The sequence below is a fragment of the Candidatus Nitrospira bockiana genome, assembly GCF_965152565.1.
Map to the genome: position 1 here is coordinate 1136470 of NZ_OZ224215.1, position 16577 is coordinate 1153046.

The window sequence follows — 16577 nt, forward strand, 5'->3', positions numbered from 1 at the left end:
ACGAGGTGGAGGGAGAGTGACGTTGCCGCGAGTATTGGGAACCGAGACCGAGTTTGGCATTGCCGCGCGTGACTCTGAATCGGTTGATCCCGTCTCCAATTCCATCCAGCTCATCGGCCATTATCCTTCGCTCCCGTCGCCCCAGGCCCTGTGGGACTACGAGAATGAAAATCCGCTCCTCGATATCCGGGGCTTCGAGGCGGAAGGCGAGCGCGAGCGGCCGGGTCCTGACTACAACCGCCTCCTGAATAAAGTTCTGGCGAACGGCGGCCGCCTGTACGTAGACGGCGCGCACCCGGAATACTCCACCCCTGAATGCACGAACCCGCGCGAGTTGGTCGCCTTCGAGCGCGCGGGCGAGCGCATCGCCGCCGACTGCCTGCGGGCCATGGAAAAATCGCGCACCGGCCAGCGGTTCGTCCTGTACAAGAACAACACGGATGGAAAGGGGAACAGCTATGGGTACCACGAGAATTACCTGCTGTCCCGCGCTGTGGCGTTCGACCGCATCGTTCGGGCGCTCGTCCCGTTCTTCGTGACCCGTCAGATCTTCGCCGGAGCCGGAAAGGTCGGAGCCGAAAATCAGAGCCAACCGGCGCAATACCAGATCGCCCAGCGGGCCGATTTCTTTGAATGTCTGGTCGATCTCAATACGATGGTCAAACGGCCGATCATCAACACCCGCGACGAGCCGCATGCCGACCCGGCCAAATATCGCCGATTGCATGTCATCGTCGGCGACGCCAACATGGCGGAATTGTCGACCTACTTGAAGCTTGGCACCACCTCGATCGTCCTCGATCTGCTCGAAGGGGGAGCCGAGCTACCCGCCCTCGATCTGGAGGATCCGGTGCGGATGATCAAGGAGGTCTCCCGGGATCTCGAGGTGAAAAAGGACCTCCGGCTCGCCGGTGGCGGCGTGACGACGGCGATCGAGGTTCAGCGTGCCTACTTGAAGGCGGCTCAGGACTTCTATGCCTGTCACGAGCTCAACCAGGTGACCAAGGACATCCTTGTCCGGTGGGAAGAAGTGCTCGACAAACTGGAGCAGGATCCGAGGCTGCTCGTCCGCGAGCTCGATTGGGTCGCCAAGCGGCACATGATCGAATCGTACATCGAACGGAAGGGGTGTGGGTGGGACGACCCTCGGGTGACGCTGCTCGATCTGCAATACCACGACGTCCGGCCCGAGAAGGGTCTGTACTACACGCTCGAGCGGAGCAACCTGATCGACCGGTTGGTACAGGACGCGGAGATCGACAAGGCCGAGCAGCAGCCGCCGACCGGCACCCGCGCGTATTTCCGCGGGCAATGCCTGAAGAAGTTCGGCTCGCAGGTCTATGCGGCGAGTTGGACTTCCGTCCTCTTCGATGTCGGCAACACGACGATCAAGAAGATCCCGCTCATGGAGCCGTTGCGCGGGACCGAATCGCTGACTCGCGAACTGCTGGAGGGCGCCGAGTCCGCTCAGTCGTTGCTCGCCAAGCTCACCGCGTAGGTGCCTCCCCACGACCCGCTCCATCGTCGTCGAACGCCTCACGCGGTGATCTATCTCCGGGGACATGATGAGAAAGAACGACATGCGAGGATTGCCGGGGTTTTCCGAGGACGATGACTCCAGCTTTTTTGACTACCTGATCCGCCATCGTCCGGACTTGGTCCGTGCCGCCCGCCCCTGGCCGTCTGCGTCCCAGCCCGCCTCGGCCGAGTTCCCCCGCGCCACCCAGCTGCCTTCCGCCCCGCACGGGACCACCGTGTTGGCGTTGAAGCATCGGGAAGGCGTGGTGATCGCCGGCGATCGCCGAGCCACGGAGGGGTTTCAGATCGCGGGGCGGCAGATGGAGAAGGTCTTCAAAATCGACGAGCACTCGGCCATGGCGATTGCGGGGACGGCCGGCCCGGCGATCGAGATGGTCAAGCTCTTTCAGACCGAGTTGGAGCACTACGAAAAGATCGAAGGCGTGCAACTGTCCTACGAGGGGAAGGCGAACAAGCTCGGTCAGATGATCAAAGCGAACCTCCCCATGGTCTTCCATGGCCTCGTCGTGATTCCGATCTACGTCGGCTACGATCATCGACGGTCGGAAGGCCGCATCTTCAAGTACGACATCACCGGCGGGCGCTACGAGGAGTCGGAATATCATGCGGTCGGCTCGGGCGGGAAGGACGCCCGCAACACCATGCGGGAGTACTATCGGAAGAATCTCCCCGAGGAGGAGGCCCTGAAGCTCGCGCTGCTCGCGCTGTACAACGCCGCCGAGGAGGACGTCGGCACGGGAGGGCCCGACCTCATCCGCGGCATCTATCCGACCGCCAAGGTCGTCACCGCCTCAGGCATCGCCGAAATCGACGATCAGCGCATCGCGGGGCTCTATACGGCCCTTATCTCGGAACGCAAGAAGGAGATCTGAGCATGCCGCTCCCGTACTACGTCTCGCCTGAACAGATGATGCAGGACAAGGCGGAGTATGCCAAAAAGGGCATCGCCAAAGGCCGGTCGATCATCGCCATGGAATACCAGGACGGCATCTTGCTGGTCGCCGACAATCCGAGCGCCTCGCTCTACAAGATTTCCGAAATCTACGACAACATCGCCTTCTCAGGGGCCGGGAAATACAGCGAGTTCGAGAATCTCCGCAAGGCCGGCATCCGCCACGCCGATCTCAAGGGGTTCATGTACAGCCGGGAAGACGTCACCGCGCGCTCGCTGGCGAACGGATACTCGCAAAGCTTGGGGACCATTTTCAGTCAGGAGCTGAAGCCCTTGGAGGTCGAAATCCTCGTCGCCCAGGTGGGCGACGCCGGTCATCCGAATGAAATGTACCGCATCTCGTTCGACGGCAGCATCTTCGATGAACGCGGCTTTGCGGTCATCGGCGGTCGGTCCGAGGCCCTGCAGGCGTTCCTCAAGGAGCGCTACAAGAACGAGGGGCCGTCGTTGAAGGTCTCCTTGGGGCTGTGTGTCACGGCGCTCGAGAGCATCACCAACCAGAAGATGTCCGCCGAAGGCTTGGAGGTCGCGGTGCTCGATCGCAATCGTACGGGCCGCAAATTCCGCCGCGTTCCGCCTGCCGAATCCCGCCAGATCCTGACGTGACCGATCCTCCGCGTGTTGCAGGCTGAAGAGTTGCGGTGTATGCTGAAGGGCAGCCCCGATCACCCTCGGCATCAATGAAGACGCGGATTTTCGGCCTAGAAAACGAATACGGGCTGATCTTCTCCCCCAATGGGCGCATCTATCTGCCCATGGAAAAGGTCCTTGGGTATATCTTCGAGGGCCTGATCCCGAACAGCTGGCCGTCCAACGCCTTTCTCGTCAACGGCGCGCGGTTCTACCAGGACACCGGCTGCCACCCCGAATACTCGACGCCCGAATGCGACAACATCATGGATCTCGTCGTCCATGACAAGGCCGGGGAGCGGCTGCTCGAGGCCTGCTTGCCGGCGGCCGAAGAGCGGCTGCGGGAGGAAGGTCTGTCGGGCGAAATCTATATCTTCAAGAACAACACGGACTCGCTCGGAAACACCTACGGGTGCCATGAAAACTATCTGATGCGGCGCGACGTGGATTTTTGGAAGGTCACGGAGCAGTTGATCCCGTTCTTCGTGACCCGGCAGGTCTACTCGGGCTCCGGCAAGGTCCTGAAGGTGTCCGGCAAGCCGCAGTACTTCATTTCCCAGCGTGCACAGCACATCCACGAGAAGACCTCGTCCTCGACCACCTCGTCGCGCAGCATCATCAACACCCGCGACGAGCCGCATGCCGACGCCGAAAAGTACCGGCGGCTGCACATCATCGTCGGGGACTCGAACATGTCGGAGTATGCGACCTACCTGAAGGTCGGCACGGCCGCACTGGTCCTCTCGATGATCGAGGAGGGCTACACGGTAACCGGCATGGAGCTGGAGGATCCGGTCAAGGCGATCCGCGAAGTCTCGCGTGATCCGACGCTCAAGAAGAAGGTGAAGCTGGACGACGGCCGCCAGCTGAGCGCGATCGAGATCCAGCGCGTGTACTTGGACCGTGCCCGGGATTACTTGAGCATCGAGCCGCATGATCCGGTCTTGGACGACGTCCTGAAGAAGTGGGAGTACGTGTTGGATGCGCTGGACGACGATCCCTTCCAGTTGACCAGGGAAATCGATTGGGTCAGCAAGCGGTTCCTGCTCCAATCCTTCGTTGACAAGAAGGGCTGCGGTTGGGACGATCCCCGCGTCTTCCTCATGGACCTGCAGTACCACGACGTGAAACGCACGCGCGGTCTCTACTATCTCATGGACGCTCGCGACATGATCGAGCGTATTGTGGACGAAGAAGCGGTCCAGCGGGCCATGTCCGTTCCGCCTCAAACGACACGGGCGAAAGTGCGCGGGGATTTCATCCGTTTCGCCCGGGCCAAGAATCGGTCGTACACCGTGGATTGGACCTATCTCAAGCTCAACGGGTACTGGGAGGAGACCATCCTCTGTATGGACCCCTTCAGCGCCGTGAATCGGCGGGTCGAGGAATTGGTCGCGCAAGTGGCGGGGCCGCGCTTCTATCGCTGACCGCATACGAGCTTTTCCGAGGCTCCTTGCTTGCCTCAATCTGAACCTCAATCTTCTTGAGGGCTCGATGGTGTTCCGCTCGTTCCCAACCAAGATGGATCGTCTGGTGGTGATGGCGATCGTGTTGCTGGCCAGCGTCTTTCCCGTCGACCTCCTCACCAGTGCGCCTCCTGAGCCTCGGGGCGGCGACGGACAGTTCAGCGGGAGGCAGGGACAGGTCCTCCTCGTTCGCGTGTCGTCCGGCGATGACGTCACCGCCGTCACGGGTCACTTCCTCAACCGCCGGATCCCGTTCTTTGCCGACCGCGACGGGACGGGTTTATCCTATGTCGGCCTCGTCGGCATCGACCTTCAGGATGTGCCGGGCACCCATGAGCTGCGCCTGGACCTCGCCTCGCCCCAAGGCCAGCGTCGCTTGAGCTACAACGTGCTCGTCACGAAAGAGAAGTACCCCGTCCAGCATCTGACCCTTCCGAAGGACAAGGTGGATCTCGATGAAGAGAGCCTGACGCGCGTGAAAGCCGAGCAAGAGCAGGTCCGCGCCGTGTTCGACGGGCTTTCTCAGGAGCGCTTCTGGCGCGAGGGATTCGTGCAACCGGTTCAAGGGCCGACGACCGGCGCGTTCGGCCGCTTACGGATCATCAACGGGCAAGCGCGGAATCCACACAACGGGGAAGACATTGCGGCGCCCATGGGTGCGGACGTCGTCGCCATGAACGACGGGGTGGTCCGACTGACGGTCGATCACTTCTTCTCCGGCAAGGGCGTCTTTATCGACCATGGCCTGGGGCTGTACTCCATGTACTTTCACCTCTCGGAAATCCTCGTCGAAGAGGGGCAGTCCGTGACACGGGGCCAGGTGATCGGGAAGGTCGGTGCGTCCGGACGCGCCTCCGGCCCTCATCTCCACTGGGGCGTGCGAGTGAACGGCGCCCGTGTCGATCCCCTCTCCTTGCTCACCCTTTCGCTGAACCACCGCGTTCCGGCGGTCCAGTAACGCCGGACCACCCGCCGGACCTCCACAAGACCGACCAATAGACCCACGAGAAAAGCCACGAGGGTGAGCTCGGTCTTCAGGCCGGGTCGTCCACGGCGGCGTTCCAGCTCATGCCGCGAAGCGTGGCCGGGCACGCGACGGAGGGGTGCATCGGGACGCCGTTAGACGTTCGTTGAACTGCTGGACGAGGAGGTATTGAAGACCGCCCCGGCGGCGCGCGACAGGGCGACATCGTGCTCGTGGGTCAGTGCATACAAGCGGAACTGAATGAGCCGCGTCGGCAGCAGGTCGAGGAACTCCTCGAGCGGCTCCGTCGAGATGCTGTGGGTGCCGGGGTCGTAGACGAAGAGGCGGGTGGCCCGGGTGTCTTTCGGATCGGGCCGCGGGTCCAGCGGCGCCATGTCCACCTTGAAGCGCAGGTGCTGCAGCCGGAACGGCAGCTCCTTCTGGATCTGTTTCTCGAAGTGCCGGGCGCTCGGGAAATCCATGCCGCGCGCCCGCGCGTTCTCCTTGAGGACCGTGTTGTAGGCCATTTTCCATTTCACGTCGCGGCCGAGGATCCTGGCCCATTCCTCCGCAAGGCGCCGCCGTGCGGCGTGGCGTGCCCCCTTCCAACTGCGAACCTCTTCCAGCAGCGACCAGTCGGTCAAGCCCAGGTACCGGTCCATCTTCTTGAGCGGATTGAAGGGGAACACCAATCGCATGGTCTCCCCGAAGATCTCGCGGAGGTGGATGTCGATCGCGCGCGTCGTGCGGTGATAGTAGACGTTCGAATAGAGATACATGCGGGTATTGAGGAACATCTGGAGCGCGGGGAGGCCGTTCTTGTGGATCGTGAAACCCTGGTCGGTGATCAGCGTGTAATGAATCAGCCGGGTGAGATCGACCGGCCCGACGGCCACGCCGCACATATAGGAGTCGCGCAGGACGTAATCCAGGTTGTCCCCGGTGTAGCTCCCCGAGATCACCGGTTGCAGCGCGTTCAACCAGGGGGGCAGCCGTGAATTGTCCTTGCCCTTGTCCTTCAGGATCAGATGAGCGATCTGATCCGGGTCGAGCTCCTCTCCCTTGGCGAACGGCCCCGAGGGGCTTCGCCGGATCTTCCGGATCAGCGGGCCCAGGTGCTCCCGGATGATCACCTGGCCCAGCCGCTCGTGCGTCAGGCGGAAGGCCTCGAGATAGTTGTCGTCGAAGAAGTGGCAGAAGGGCCCGTGCCCGATGTCATGGAGCAGGGCGGTGACCCGCAACAGCTCTTCCACGTAATGGGCCGACGGCACGTCCTTGAAGACGGTTTCCAGAAAAGGGTACAGGTGTCGCGCAAATCGCCCGGCGACATGCATCGTCCCGAGCGAGTGGACGAACCGGCTGTGTTCGGCCGACGGGTAGACCCAGCGCGCGCTCTGCAATTGGTAGATGTAGCGCAGGCGCTGCACCCAGGCGGAGTCGATGAGATCCTTCTCGGTGCGCTCGGCGGGGTCCGGCGTCGAATACGGGACGGTGAACGAGATGTATTCGTGAATCGGGTCTGCGATCAGCGCCGATCCATCATAGAGGGTGTGCGGAGCAGGGGGCCGAAGCTTCATACCCCAACCAGCTTAGCGCACGTCCACCGAGGTGGGCAACGGGTCGTCCGGTTGCGGCGGCCTCGTCGGTCGATAGCGGGAGATGAGCCAGTAGGCGGCCGGATAGCCGACGACCGCACCGAACAAGCTCAAGACGACCCCTCCGACGAAAAACGGCAGCAGATACGGCAAGACTTGTCGATACAAGGCGCCGGCCGAGAAATCGTTCCACACGATCGGCTCCACGGTCGGCATGCCGAGGACTTGAAAGCCGGTCCAGAGCGTCGCTCCGAGAATGGGGACGATCGTCCAAGGATTGTTGAGGAGGGCGCCGGCCATCAGCGCCAGGAAATTCAGCCGAAGCGCCCACGTGCAGAAGAGCACCATTAGCGTGTGCAGGCCGTACGTCGGGGAGAAGGCGATGAAGACGCCGACGGCGAAGGCGAGCGCCGTCCGATGCGGCGACTCGCGCAGATGCAGCAGGCGCTGAAGATGCGAGCGGAGCTGTGCTAGCGAGACCACGGGGCCTTGTGTCCGTTGCGTGAGGCGCGCCGAAAGTGCTCCCAACTGGTCGCCGGGAGGGGCACGATGCGTCCCGTCGAAGTCTTCAGCGCCACCTCGCCCCGGCCGGCGGTGATCTCACCGATCCGGTGGATCGGTCGGGGGAGATCGGCCGCCAGCCGCTCCAGCTTGGGTCGAGACCGGGGCGGAACCGTAAAGAGCAACTCGTAATCTTCCCCTCCCCGAAGCGCCAGGTCAACGGCATCGACGCCGGTCGCCTCCGCGTAGCGGCGCAAGGGCTGGGAGAGCGGCAGGCGCTCCGCGTCGACCTGCGCGCCTACGCGACTCTGTTCGCAAACGTGGCGGAGATCGCCCGACAGCCCGTCTGAAATGTCGATCGCGGCGCTGGCGAGGCGGTGGGTGGTGAGCCATTGACCGACGTCGAGGCGGGGGGTCGGCCGACGGTGGCGGCCGATGAGGAACCCGCGCGCACGAGCGGCAAGGCGGCCATGCCCGCGCCGGCGGGCGAGAAGGTCGAGTCCCGCGGCCGAGTCGCCGAGCGTTCCCGTCACGTAGATCCCGTCGCCCACGCGGGCGCCGTCTCGCCGGAGCCCGGCGCCGTGAGGGACGCTGCCCGTCAGCGTGAGGCTCACGAAGACTCCGTGGCGGGACGCCGAGGTGTCGCCGCCGATGAGGTCCACATGATGCGGCGCGCAGGCGTCCATGATGCCGCGGTACAGCTCGAGGATGTCGTTGGGGCGGCTGTGCGGCGGCACGGCCAGCGACACCAGCACATGCTCCGGCCGCCCGCCCATGGCAGCCACGTCGCTCAGGTTCGCCACCGCCGCTTTGTACCCGATGTCTTCCCAGGTCGCCGTGCGCCGATCGAAGTGGATCCCCTCGGCCAACAGGTCCGTGGTCAGGATGAGGTCCCGAGAGGGGGCCGCTCTGATCAAAGCCGCATCGTCGCCGATGCCGCGCACGACCCGGCTGCCGGTCTTCCCGAAGCGTCTGAGGATGTCGTCGATGAGGCTGAATTCGCGGAGGGGTGAAGAGGGTCGGCCTCGAGACGCGGCGCGCATGTCAGGTGGAGCGGGGCGAAACCGACAACAACGGCGCGATGGGATGCGGGCGCGGCGTCCGGCGCGGGGATTCGAGGCCGTTGCCTTTGGCCCGATGCGGGCGTGGGGTCGCCTTGGCCTTCTTCTTGAGCGCGGCGGTCCGTCCGCGCAGGGCGGCCCGGATCACGTCGTCCATCGTTTCGGCGAAGACGAGCTTGACCCCGCGGATGAGGTGCTTGGGGATTTCCTCGAGGTCCTTCTCGTTGCGCTTCGGCAGGATCACGGTGGAAATCTTTGCCCGCTTGGCGGCCAGGATCTTTTCCTTCAGTCCTCCGATCGGGAGCACGCGTCCCCGGAGCGTCACCTCGCCGGTCATCGCCACGTCCCGCCGCACGGGGATGCTCGACAGCACGGAGGCGATCGCCGTGGCCATCGTGATGCCGGCGGACGGGCCGTCTTTCGGGATCGCGCCGGCCGGTACGTGGATGTGGATGTCGGACTTGGCGAACACGTCCGGCTTGATGTTGAGCAACTTCTCGCGCGACCGCACGTAACTGAGCGCCGCCTGGGCCGACTCTTTCATCACGTCGCCGAGGTGGCCGGTGAGCGTGAGCTGCCCCTTGCCCTTCATCAGCGTGGCCTCGATGTACAGGACGTCGCCGCCGCTCTCCGTCCAGGCGAGTCCGGTCGCGACGCCGATCTCGTCTTTCTCCTGTTCCGCTTCCGGTAGGAATTTCGGCACGCCGAGGAATTTGTGAACGTTGGCCGGGGTCACGCTGTAGGGGCCCATCTTGCCTTCGGCGACCTTCTTGGCCACCTTGCGCATGACGTTGGCGATTTCCCGGTCGAGGCTCCTCACGCCCGCCTCACGGGTGTAGTGGGAGATGATCGTGCGGAGCCCGCCCTCGGTGACCCGTACGTGCGCCTCGGTGATGCCGTGCTCCTTCAGTTGCCGTGGAATCAGGTAACGCTGAGCGATGCCGAGCTTTTCCTCCTCGGTGTACCCGGGGATCTCGATGATCTCCATCCGGTCCCGAAGCGCCGAATGGATCGGATCCATCACGTTGGCGGTCGTGATGAACATGACGTCGCTCAAGTCGAACGGGACGCCTAAGTAGTGGTCGCTGAACGCGTGGTTCTGCTCGGGATCGAGCACTTCGAGCAGGGCGGCCGAGGGGTCGCCCCGGAAGTCCTGCCCGACCTTGTCGACCTCGTCCATCATGAACACGGGATTGTTCGTGCCCGCTTGCTTCAAGCCCTGGATGATGCGGCCGGGCAGGGCGCCGACGTAGGTCCGCCGATGACCGCGGATCTCGGCTTCGTCGCGCACGCCGCCCAAGCTGATTCGGACGAACTCGCGTCCGAGCGCACGGGCGATCGACTTGCCGAGCGAGGTCTTGCCGACGCCGGGCGGCCCGACGAAGCAGAGGATCGGGCCTTTCATCTTGTCCTTGAGCTTGCGGACCGCCAGGTACTCGAGGATGCGCTCCTTGACCTTTTCCAGGTCGTAATGGTCTTCGTCCAAGACCTTCGCCGCCGCTTTGATGTCCAGGTTGTCCTTGGATTTCTTGCTCCACGGCAGATCGACGATCCATTCGATGTAGGTCCGCACGGTCGCCGATTCCGCGGTGTCCGGGTGCATCTTCTCCAGGCGCTTGAGCTGCTTCTCGCACTCCTTGAGCACCTTCTCCGGCATCTTGGCTTCTTTGATGCGCTTCCGAAATTCCGCGACTTCTTCTCCCCGCTCGTCGAGCTCCCCCAGTTCCTTCTGGATCGCCTTCAACTGCTCGCGCAGGAAGTATTCCCGCTGGGTCTTGTCCATCTCGCCCTTGGCCTGCGCCTGGATCTTCTGCTGCATCGACAAGACGTCGACTTCCTTCGTCAAGATCTCGCTCACCCGCTTCAGCCGGGCGACGGGGTCCTCGATCTCGAGCACGGACTGGGCCACCTCGACCTTCACCCCGAGGTTGGAGACGACCATGTCGGCCAGCCGGCCCGGGTCTTCCAAGTTCTCGATCACGACCATGACGTCGGGCATCAAGACTTTGCCGAGGCCGATGATCCGCTCGAGCTGCTCCTTCACGGTCCGCATGACCGCTTCGGCTTCGAGCGGGGAGCCGGCGATCTTGGCTTCCTGGATCTTCTCGATCCGCACTGAATAGTACGGTTCCGTCTGGATGTACTCCTGAATCCGCGCCTTCGAGACGCCCTGCACGAGGATTTTGATGCGCTCATCGGGGAGCTTGAGCATGCGCATGATGATGCCGACGGTCCCGACGGTGTGGATGTCTTCGGCGGTCGGGTTTTCCACGTCGAGCGCCTTCTGGGTGGCGAGGAAGATCATCCGGTTCCCGGCCAGCGCCGCTTCGATGGCCTTGATCGACATCTCGCGGCCGACGAAGAGCGGCAGCACCATGTACGGGAAGACGACGATATCCCGGACCGGGAGCAACGGGAGCTGCTCCGGGATCTCCAGGTTTTGAATGTCGCGTTCGGCCTGCTCCGCTGCCATGATGGTGCTGGGGTAATGGAGTAACTGAGTACGTCAGTAATACTGCATGACTGAGTGACTCAGTGACTTGCCTCTACATGCAATCCGTTGCGCCGGTGCAATTGCTTCAAATATTGGGCGAAGGGGGGGCCGAGCGTAGGGTTTTTCAAGGCGAACTCGACGGTGGCTTTCAAAAAACCGAGCTTCTCCCCGGCATCGTGGCGCTGGCCTTGAATTTCCTGCGCATACATCGGGTGTCGCTTAGCGAGAACGCGGAGCGCGTCCGTCAACTGGATCTCGCCGTTCTTGCCGGGCGCGATGCGCCGGAGAATCGGGAAAATGTCGGGTGAGAGAACATACCGGCCGATGACGGCGTAGAGGGACGGGGCCTGCTCGGGAGCGGGTTTCTCGACCAGGTCTTCCACCCGATGGAGACCGCCTCCCAACCGACGGTTCGCGATGATCCCGTAACGGCCCACCTCGTGCCGCGGTACTTTCTTGATCCCCAGAACCGGTCCGTGGTGTGCACGGTACACCTCGATCAGTTGGGCGAGTCCGGGGACACGCGCATCGATCACTTCGTCGCCAAGGATCACGGCGAAGGGCTCGTCGCCCACCAAATGTTGTGCGCATAGGACCGCGTGGCCGAGCCCGCGGGCTTCCGGCTGGCGGACGTAGCAGAAGTTCGCCAGCTCCGAAATCCGGCGGACTTCTTTGAGCATGCCGTCCTTGCGGTTGCCCTTGAGGTTCTCCTCGAGCTCGAACGAGCGGTCGAAGTGGTCTTCGATCGCCCGCTTCCCCCGCCCCGTCACGATGATGATGTCCTCGATGCCCGACGCCACCGCCTCCTCGACCGCATACTGGATCAGCGGCTTGTCCACCAAGGGGAGCATTTCCTTCGGGGAGGCTTTCGTCGCGGGGAGGAAGCGAGTCCCGAGGCCGGCGGCTGGCAGGACGGCTTTTCGAACCGGAGCCACGGACATGGGTGGATACTATGAGATGCTTCGCCGGAATGTCAAGAAACCGGGAAGACTGTAAGGGCGTTCGCACAAATCGGCGGCCGATGAAATTGTCTTTACATTGAAGAAACCCATCTCTATAATTCCTCAGCTTTTTTCGCCGGTTTTATGCCAACGCGTGACGGAGCGTTCGAACATCTCTTTCAGCGAGCCCGAACAGGTCAGACCGACGTGATCCCGGCCTTCAGGCCGGCGAGCCAGGTTGTCACGCAGCAGGGTTTCGGCTTCGACCGACACGCGGTGGGTTTCGCCCGTCAAGTCGCTGAGTCGGTCTCTTCGTCGAAGGATCCGCGGGTCCGTGCAGAAAGGCTGCGGTGACCAGTCGGATCGGGACTCGACTCGCCCTTCTCATCGTCGTGGTCGGCCTCCTTCTCCCTGCTTCGTGTCACTGCCCCGCGAATGCCGAGGACGGCAGCCAGGGCGCTCAGAAGATTGCCTCCATCGACATTCGGGGCAACAAACGCATCGAAGAGCCGGCGATCCGCAGCCGCTTGACGATCAAGGTCGGAGATCCGTACACGCCGGAGGCGATCCGCGCACAAATCCGCGTGATCTATGAAATGGGCTTCTTCGAGGACGTCCAGATCGAGACGGAGTCCACGCCGCAGGGACTGGCCGTCACGTTTCTCGTCACCGAAAAGCCGTTCATCACCGACGTCGTCTTCGACGGCAACGAGAATTTTTCGGACGACAAGCTCAAGGAGAAGATCACGATCCGCAGCCAGTCCTTCCTCGATCAGCAGCAGGTCAAGGAGAGCGCGGAGAAGATCCGCCTCACCTATCAGGAAGACGGCTACTACAACGCGCAGGTCATCCCGATCATCCAGACCGTCGAGGAAGACCGGAAACGACTGACCTTCTTCATCAAGGAGGGCGACCGCGCCCGCGTGAAGACCGTGAATTTCGAGGGGGCCACGGCGGCCACGAAAAAGGAGCTGTTCGCCGTGATGGCGACCCGGGAGTGGGTCTCCATCTGGGATACGTTGCTGTTCCGCGGCTTGCCCTCGTTTTTCACCGATGCCGGCACGTTGAAGCGGGAAGAGCTGGCCAACGACGTGGAGCGGATCCGGGAAGTCTTCATGAACAAGGGCTACCTCAACGTGCAGGTGAGCCTGCCGACGGTCGAGCTGACGGAAGACAAGAAGTGGTTCATCGTGACCTTCGTCATCGTCCAAGGGGAGCCGTATACGTTCGGGGAGGTCGGCTTTCGCGGCAACACGATCTTCGAGGACGAAGAGCTGCGGGCCGGCATGAGCTTCAAGACCGGCGACACGTTCCAGCGCGCCAAGATCCGGGACGAGATCACGCGGATCACCGATCTGTACGGCGCCAAGGGTTATGCGTTCACGGAGGTGAACCCGGCCGTCAATCCCGATCCGCAGACCAAGACCGCCTCCGTCATCTTCCACATCAAGGAGGGCGACCTGATCCGGGTGCGGGAGATTCACATCACCGGGAACGACAAGACCCGGGACAACGTGATCCGGCGCGAGCTGCGCGTCAACGAGCAGGAAGTCATCGATACGACCGCGATGAAGCGCAGCTTCCAACGCTTGAACAACCTGAACTTCTTCGAGACCGTGGAGATCCTGCCCCGCCAGGTGGAGCCGGACAAGGTCGACCTCGACGTCAAGGTGAAGGAAAAATCGACCGGCGCGTTCAGCATCGGCGGCGGCTTCAGCACCCTGGACCGTCTCGTGGCCATCGCCGACATCACCGAGGGCAACGTGATGGGGACCGGAAACATGATCCGGGTGCGCGGCCAGTTGGGGCAACGGCGCTCCTTGGGCCTCATCACGTTCCGCAACCCCTACCTCCAGGACTCCCTCACGTCCATGCAGCTCGACGTCTACAGCACGATCACGAACTACATCACGTACCGAGAGGACAAGGCGGGCGCGAGCGTGACGTTCGGGCGGTGGTTTTCGGAGTACGTGTCCGGCAGCTTCAGTCCCGTGGTCGAGCGCTTCAAGTTCAGCGATCCGCTCCAGACGGCGCCGGCGTTCATCCTGCAACAGATCGGCACGTTCACCACGACCGGCTTTCGGACGTCGCTTGCGCGCGATACCCGGGACTACTTCCTGGATCCCCGAACCGGCATGCGCAACATGATCGCCTTCGACTTCGGCACGCCGGCTTTGGGCGGCACCACCGCCTTCTACAAAGTGACCCTCGACACGATCAAATACGTGCCGCTGTTTTGGGACACCCGCTTCTCGATCCGCGGTCGGTTCGGCATCGTGGAGGGCATGGAGGGGAAGCCGGTCCCGCTCACCGAGCGGTACTTCGTCGGCGGCATCAACACGATGCGCGGCTTCGTCTTCGGCCGGGCGGGGCCGGTCACGGTCGACAATCAGCTCCTGGGCGCGGAGCGGGAGATCATCATCAACAACGATTTCATTTTCCCGATCTCCAAAGAGGCGAAGCTCAACGGGGTGATCTTCTTCGACTATGGGCGCGGCTTCTCGGCCGAGGAGGGTCTGAGTCTGAACCTCCGCAAGGCGGCCGGGTTCGAAGCCCGCTGGATTTCGCCGTTCGGGCCCCTGCGGGTGGCCTACGGCATCAATCTAGATCCGAGAACCGGAGAGCGTCGGGGAGTCTTTGAGTTTTCGGTCGGATCGCTGTTCTAATGAAGCCGTGCTGCGGTCCGCCGTCGCTCGGGACCGCCGAGGAAACGGACAATTCATGAGCTCTACCAGACGCCTTCATTCCGCTCTGCTCGTCGTCCTCCTGGTGGGGGCCGCTGTGTCGGCCGGCTGCAAGGCCGCGCCGGTCGAGCGGCCCCCCATTTCCGTGGGCGTCGTCGATCTCCAGAAGGTCTTGATGGAGACCGACGCGGGGAAAAAAGCGCGTGAGTCGCTCAACACGTTCATGAAGAACCGCCAGGCGGTCATCGAGCTGGAGGAAAAAGAGCTGAAGCGGATGGAAGAAGACCTGATCAAGCAGGCGACGGTCCTCAGCCCCAACGGACGGAAGGAACGCGAGGAGCAATTGCGCCGACGGGTCATCGAGTTTCAACAGCGGGCCAATGAAATGAATCGGGAGGTCCAGGACAAGCAGAAAGAAGTGCTGGAGGCCTTTCGGGATCGCGCCGAGCGCATCGTGCAGAAGGTCGCGCAGCAACTGGATCTGCTCGTGGTCGTGGAGAAGGGCAAGGGCGGGCCAACCGTCTACAGCGACGCGTCTTTGGACATCTCGGACCGGGTGATCGAGGAGTTCAACAAGGAGGCGCCGTAGGTCGGGGGTCGGCCCAGGATCGAGCGGAGCCATGAGGGGACGAATGCGACACGAGACGACATGGGGAGCGGTGCTCGGCATCACGGCGGTGCTGGCGACCGCCGGAGCGGTGAGCGCGGCGGAGTCTTACAAAGTCGGGGTCGTGGACCAGCAGGCGGTGCTGGAACGATCCAAGGCCGGCAAGCGCGCGATCGAATCGCTGAAAGAATTCACCGCGGCGCGCCAGCGGATCATCGCCGTCGATGATGAGGAGCTGAAGAAGGTCGAGGGAGAGCTCAAGAGCCAGGACAGCGGCTTGACCGAGCAGCAGCGGCGCGAGAAGCAGGAGCAGTTTCGGGTGAAGTTCGAGAACTACCAACGGCGGCTCCAGGACTTCAACCGTGAGATCCAGGCCAAACAGCGCGAATTGGCCCAGGAGTACCAGAAGAAGATCGAGCAGGCCGCGGCGGCGGTCGGAGAGAGGATGGGGCTGGCCGCGATCCTGGACAAGGGCAACGAGGCCGCGATGAGGATCGTCATCTATGCGAACGGGTCGGTCGACGTCACGGAGCAAGTGCTCAAGGAGTTCGACCGCCAGAACAAGTAGGATCCCCGCGTTGCGAAGCGAGCGGACCTTGGACGCGGGGGACGGTTTTCAACATTCTGTCTGAGGAAGGGTCGCAGGAGGAGGCAGCATGGCGCAGATGGACATCAACGACATACGGGCAACCCTTCCGCATCGGTATCCGTTCTTGCTCGTCGACCGGATCCAGGAGCTGGAGGTCGGACGCCGCATCATCGGCCTGAAGAACGTCACGATCAACGAGCCGTTTTTCCAAGGGCACTTCCCCGGCCGGCCGATCATGCCCGGCGTCTTGATCATCGAGGCGATGGCGCAGGTAGGGGGCGTGCTCGCGTTCAAGTCGGCGCCCCCGAAAGGCAATCCGGTCGTCTATCTCACGGGCGTCGACAAGGCCAAGTTTCGTAAGCCGGTGGTGCCCGGCGATCAGCTCCGCTTCGAGATCGAGGTGCTCAAACAACGACCGCCGTTCTGGAAGATGCAGGCCAAGGCCTACGTCGAAGACCATCTCGTGTGCGAAGCCGAGATGACCGCCATGGTGACGGAGGAGGACCAGCAGGACAAGGAATAATTGGGTAATTGAGTAACTGATAATGAAGTAA

General features: G+C 62.8%; 15 protein-coding genes. 9 read left to right on the plus strand and 6 right to left on the minus strand.

What is annotated here, in order from left to right:
* Nucleotides 1–16 precede the first annotated feature (16 nt).
* The 5 genes from dop to ACWHYV_RS05665 all read left to right on the plus strand — a co-directional run bounded on the left by dop (nt 17) and on the right by ACWHYV_RS05665 (nt 5545).
* Nucleotides 17–1498, plus strand: coding sequence for a depupylase/deamidase Dop (gene dop, locus ACWHYV_RS05645; RefSeq protein WP_447979679.1), 1482 nt, complete (start codon nt 17–19; stop codon nt 1496–1498).
* Between the two features lie 82 nt (nt 1499–1580).
* The gene (gene prcB / locus ACWHYV_RS05650; protein ID WP_447979680.1) at nt 1581–2411 is read left to right on the plus strand and encodes a proteasome subunit beta; all 831 of its coding nucleotides are present in this window, start codon (nt 1581–1583) and stop codon (nt 2409–2411) included.
* 2 nt (nt 2412–2413) lie between these two features.
* Nucleotides 2414–3097 carry a proteasome subunit alpha gene (gene prcA, locus ACWHYV_RS05655; RefSeq protein WP_447979681.1) on the plus strand — a complete coding sequence of 228 codons (684 nt, stop codon included), beginning with the start codon at nt 2414–2416 and terminating at the stop codon, nt 3095–3097.
* A 74-nt stretch (nt 3098–3171) separates the two neighbouring features.
* The gene (gene pafA, locus ACWHYV_RS05660) at nt 3172–4548 is read left to right on the plus strand and encodes a Pup--protein ligase (RefSeq protein WP_447979682.1); all 1377 of its coding nucleotides are present in this window, start codon (nt 3172–3174) and stop codon (nt 4546–4548) included.
* A 67-nt stretch (nt 4549–4615) separates the two neighbouring features.
* On the plus strand, nt 4616–5545 hold the full coding sequence (locus tag ACWHYV_RS05665; RefSeq protein ID WP_447979683.1) for a M23 family metallopeptidase: 930 nt from the start codon (nt 4616–4618) through the stop codon (nt 5543–5545).
* Between the two features lie 161 nt (nt 5546–5706).
* Here the strand turns inward: ACWHYV_RS05665 and ACWHYV_RS05670 are convergent, their stop codons facing one another.
* The 6 genes from ACWHYV_RS05670 to ACWHYV_RS05695 form a co-directional block, all read right to left on the minus strand.
* Complete coding sequence (locus ACWHYV_RS05670) at nt 5707–7128, minus strand: HD domain-containing protein (protein WP_447979684.1); 1422 nt, start codon at nt 7126–7128, stop codon at nt 5707–5709.
* Nucleotides 7129–7140: 12 nt separating this feature from the next.
* Entirely contained in the window at nt 7141–7629 is a 489-nt protein-coding gene (locus tag ACWHYV_RS05675) for a DUF2062 domain-containing protein (protein ID WP_447979685.1), read from the minus strand.
* The gene (gene thiL, locus ACWHYV_RS05680) at nt 7617–8690 is read right to left on the minus strand and encodes a thiamine-phosphate kinase (RefSeq protein WP_447979686.1); all 1074 of its coding nucleotides are present in this window, start codon (nt 8688–8690) and stop codon (nt 7617–7619) included. Before thiL ends, ACWHYV_RS05675 begins: the two co-directional genes overlap by 13 nt.
* Nucleotide 8691: 1 nt before the next feature.
* On the minus strand, nt 8692–11181 hold the full coding sequence (lon, locus tag ACWHYV_RS05685; protein ID WP_447979687.1) for an endopeptidase La: 2490 nt from the start codon (nt 11179–11181) through the stop codon (nt 8692–8694).
* Between the two features lie 59 nt (nt 11182–11240).
* Entirely contained in the window at nt 11241–12143 is a 903-nt protein-coding gene (gene galU / locus ACWHYV_RS05690) for a UTP--glucose-1-phosphate uridylyltransferase GalU (RefSeq protein ID WP_447979688.1), read from the minus strand.
* A 123-nt stretch (nt 12144–12266) separates the two neighbouring features.
* Entirely contained in the window at nt 12267–12437 is a 171-nt protein-coding gene (locus tag ACWHYV_RS05695) for a hypothetical protein (protein WP_447979689.1), read from the minus strand.
* A 56-nt stretch (nt 12438–12493) separates the two neighbouring features.
* Here ACWHYV_RS05695 and bamA point away from each other — a divergent pair, with 56 nt between their 5' ends.
* The 4 genes from bamA to fabZ all read left to right on the plus strand — a co-directional run bounded on the left by bamA (nt 12494) and on the right by fabZ (nt 16546).
* Complete coding sequence (gene bamA, locus ACWHYV_RS05700; RefSeq protein ID WP_447979690.1) at nt 12494–14809, plus strand: outer membrane protein assembly factor BamA; 2316 nt, start codon at nt 12494–12496, stop codon at nt 14807–14809.
* Between the two features lie 55 nt (nt 14810–14864).
* Nucleotides 14865–15416 (plus strand): OmpH family outer membrane protein, encoded by a 552-nt coding sequence (locus ACWHYV_RS05705; RefSeq protein WP_447979691.1) that lies wholly within the window; start codon nt 14865–14867, stop codon nt 15414–15416.
* Between the two features lie 43 nt (nt 15417–15459).
* Entirely contained in the window at nt 15460–16002 is a 543-nt protein-coding gene (locus ACWHYV_RS05710) for an OmpH family outer membrane protein (RefSeq protein WP_447979692.1), read from the plus strand.
* Between the two features lie 97 nt (nt 16003–16099).
* Complete coding sequence (gene fabZ / locus ACWHYV_RS05715) at nt 16100–16546, plus strand: 3-hydroxyacyl-ACP dehydratase FabZ (protein ID WP_447980690.1); 447 nt, start codon at nt 16100–16102, stop codon at nt 16544–16546.
* Nucleotides 16547–16577: the final 31 nt, after the last annotated feature.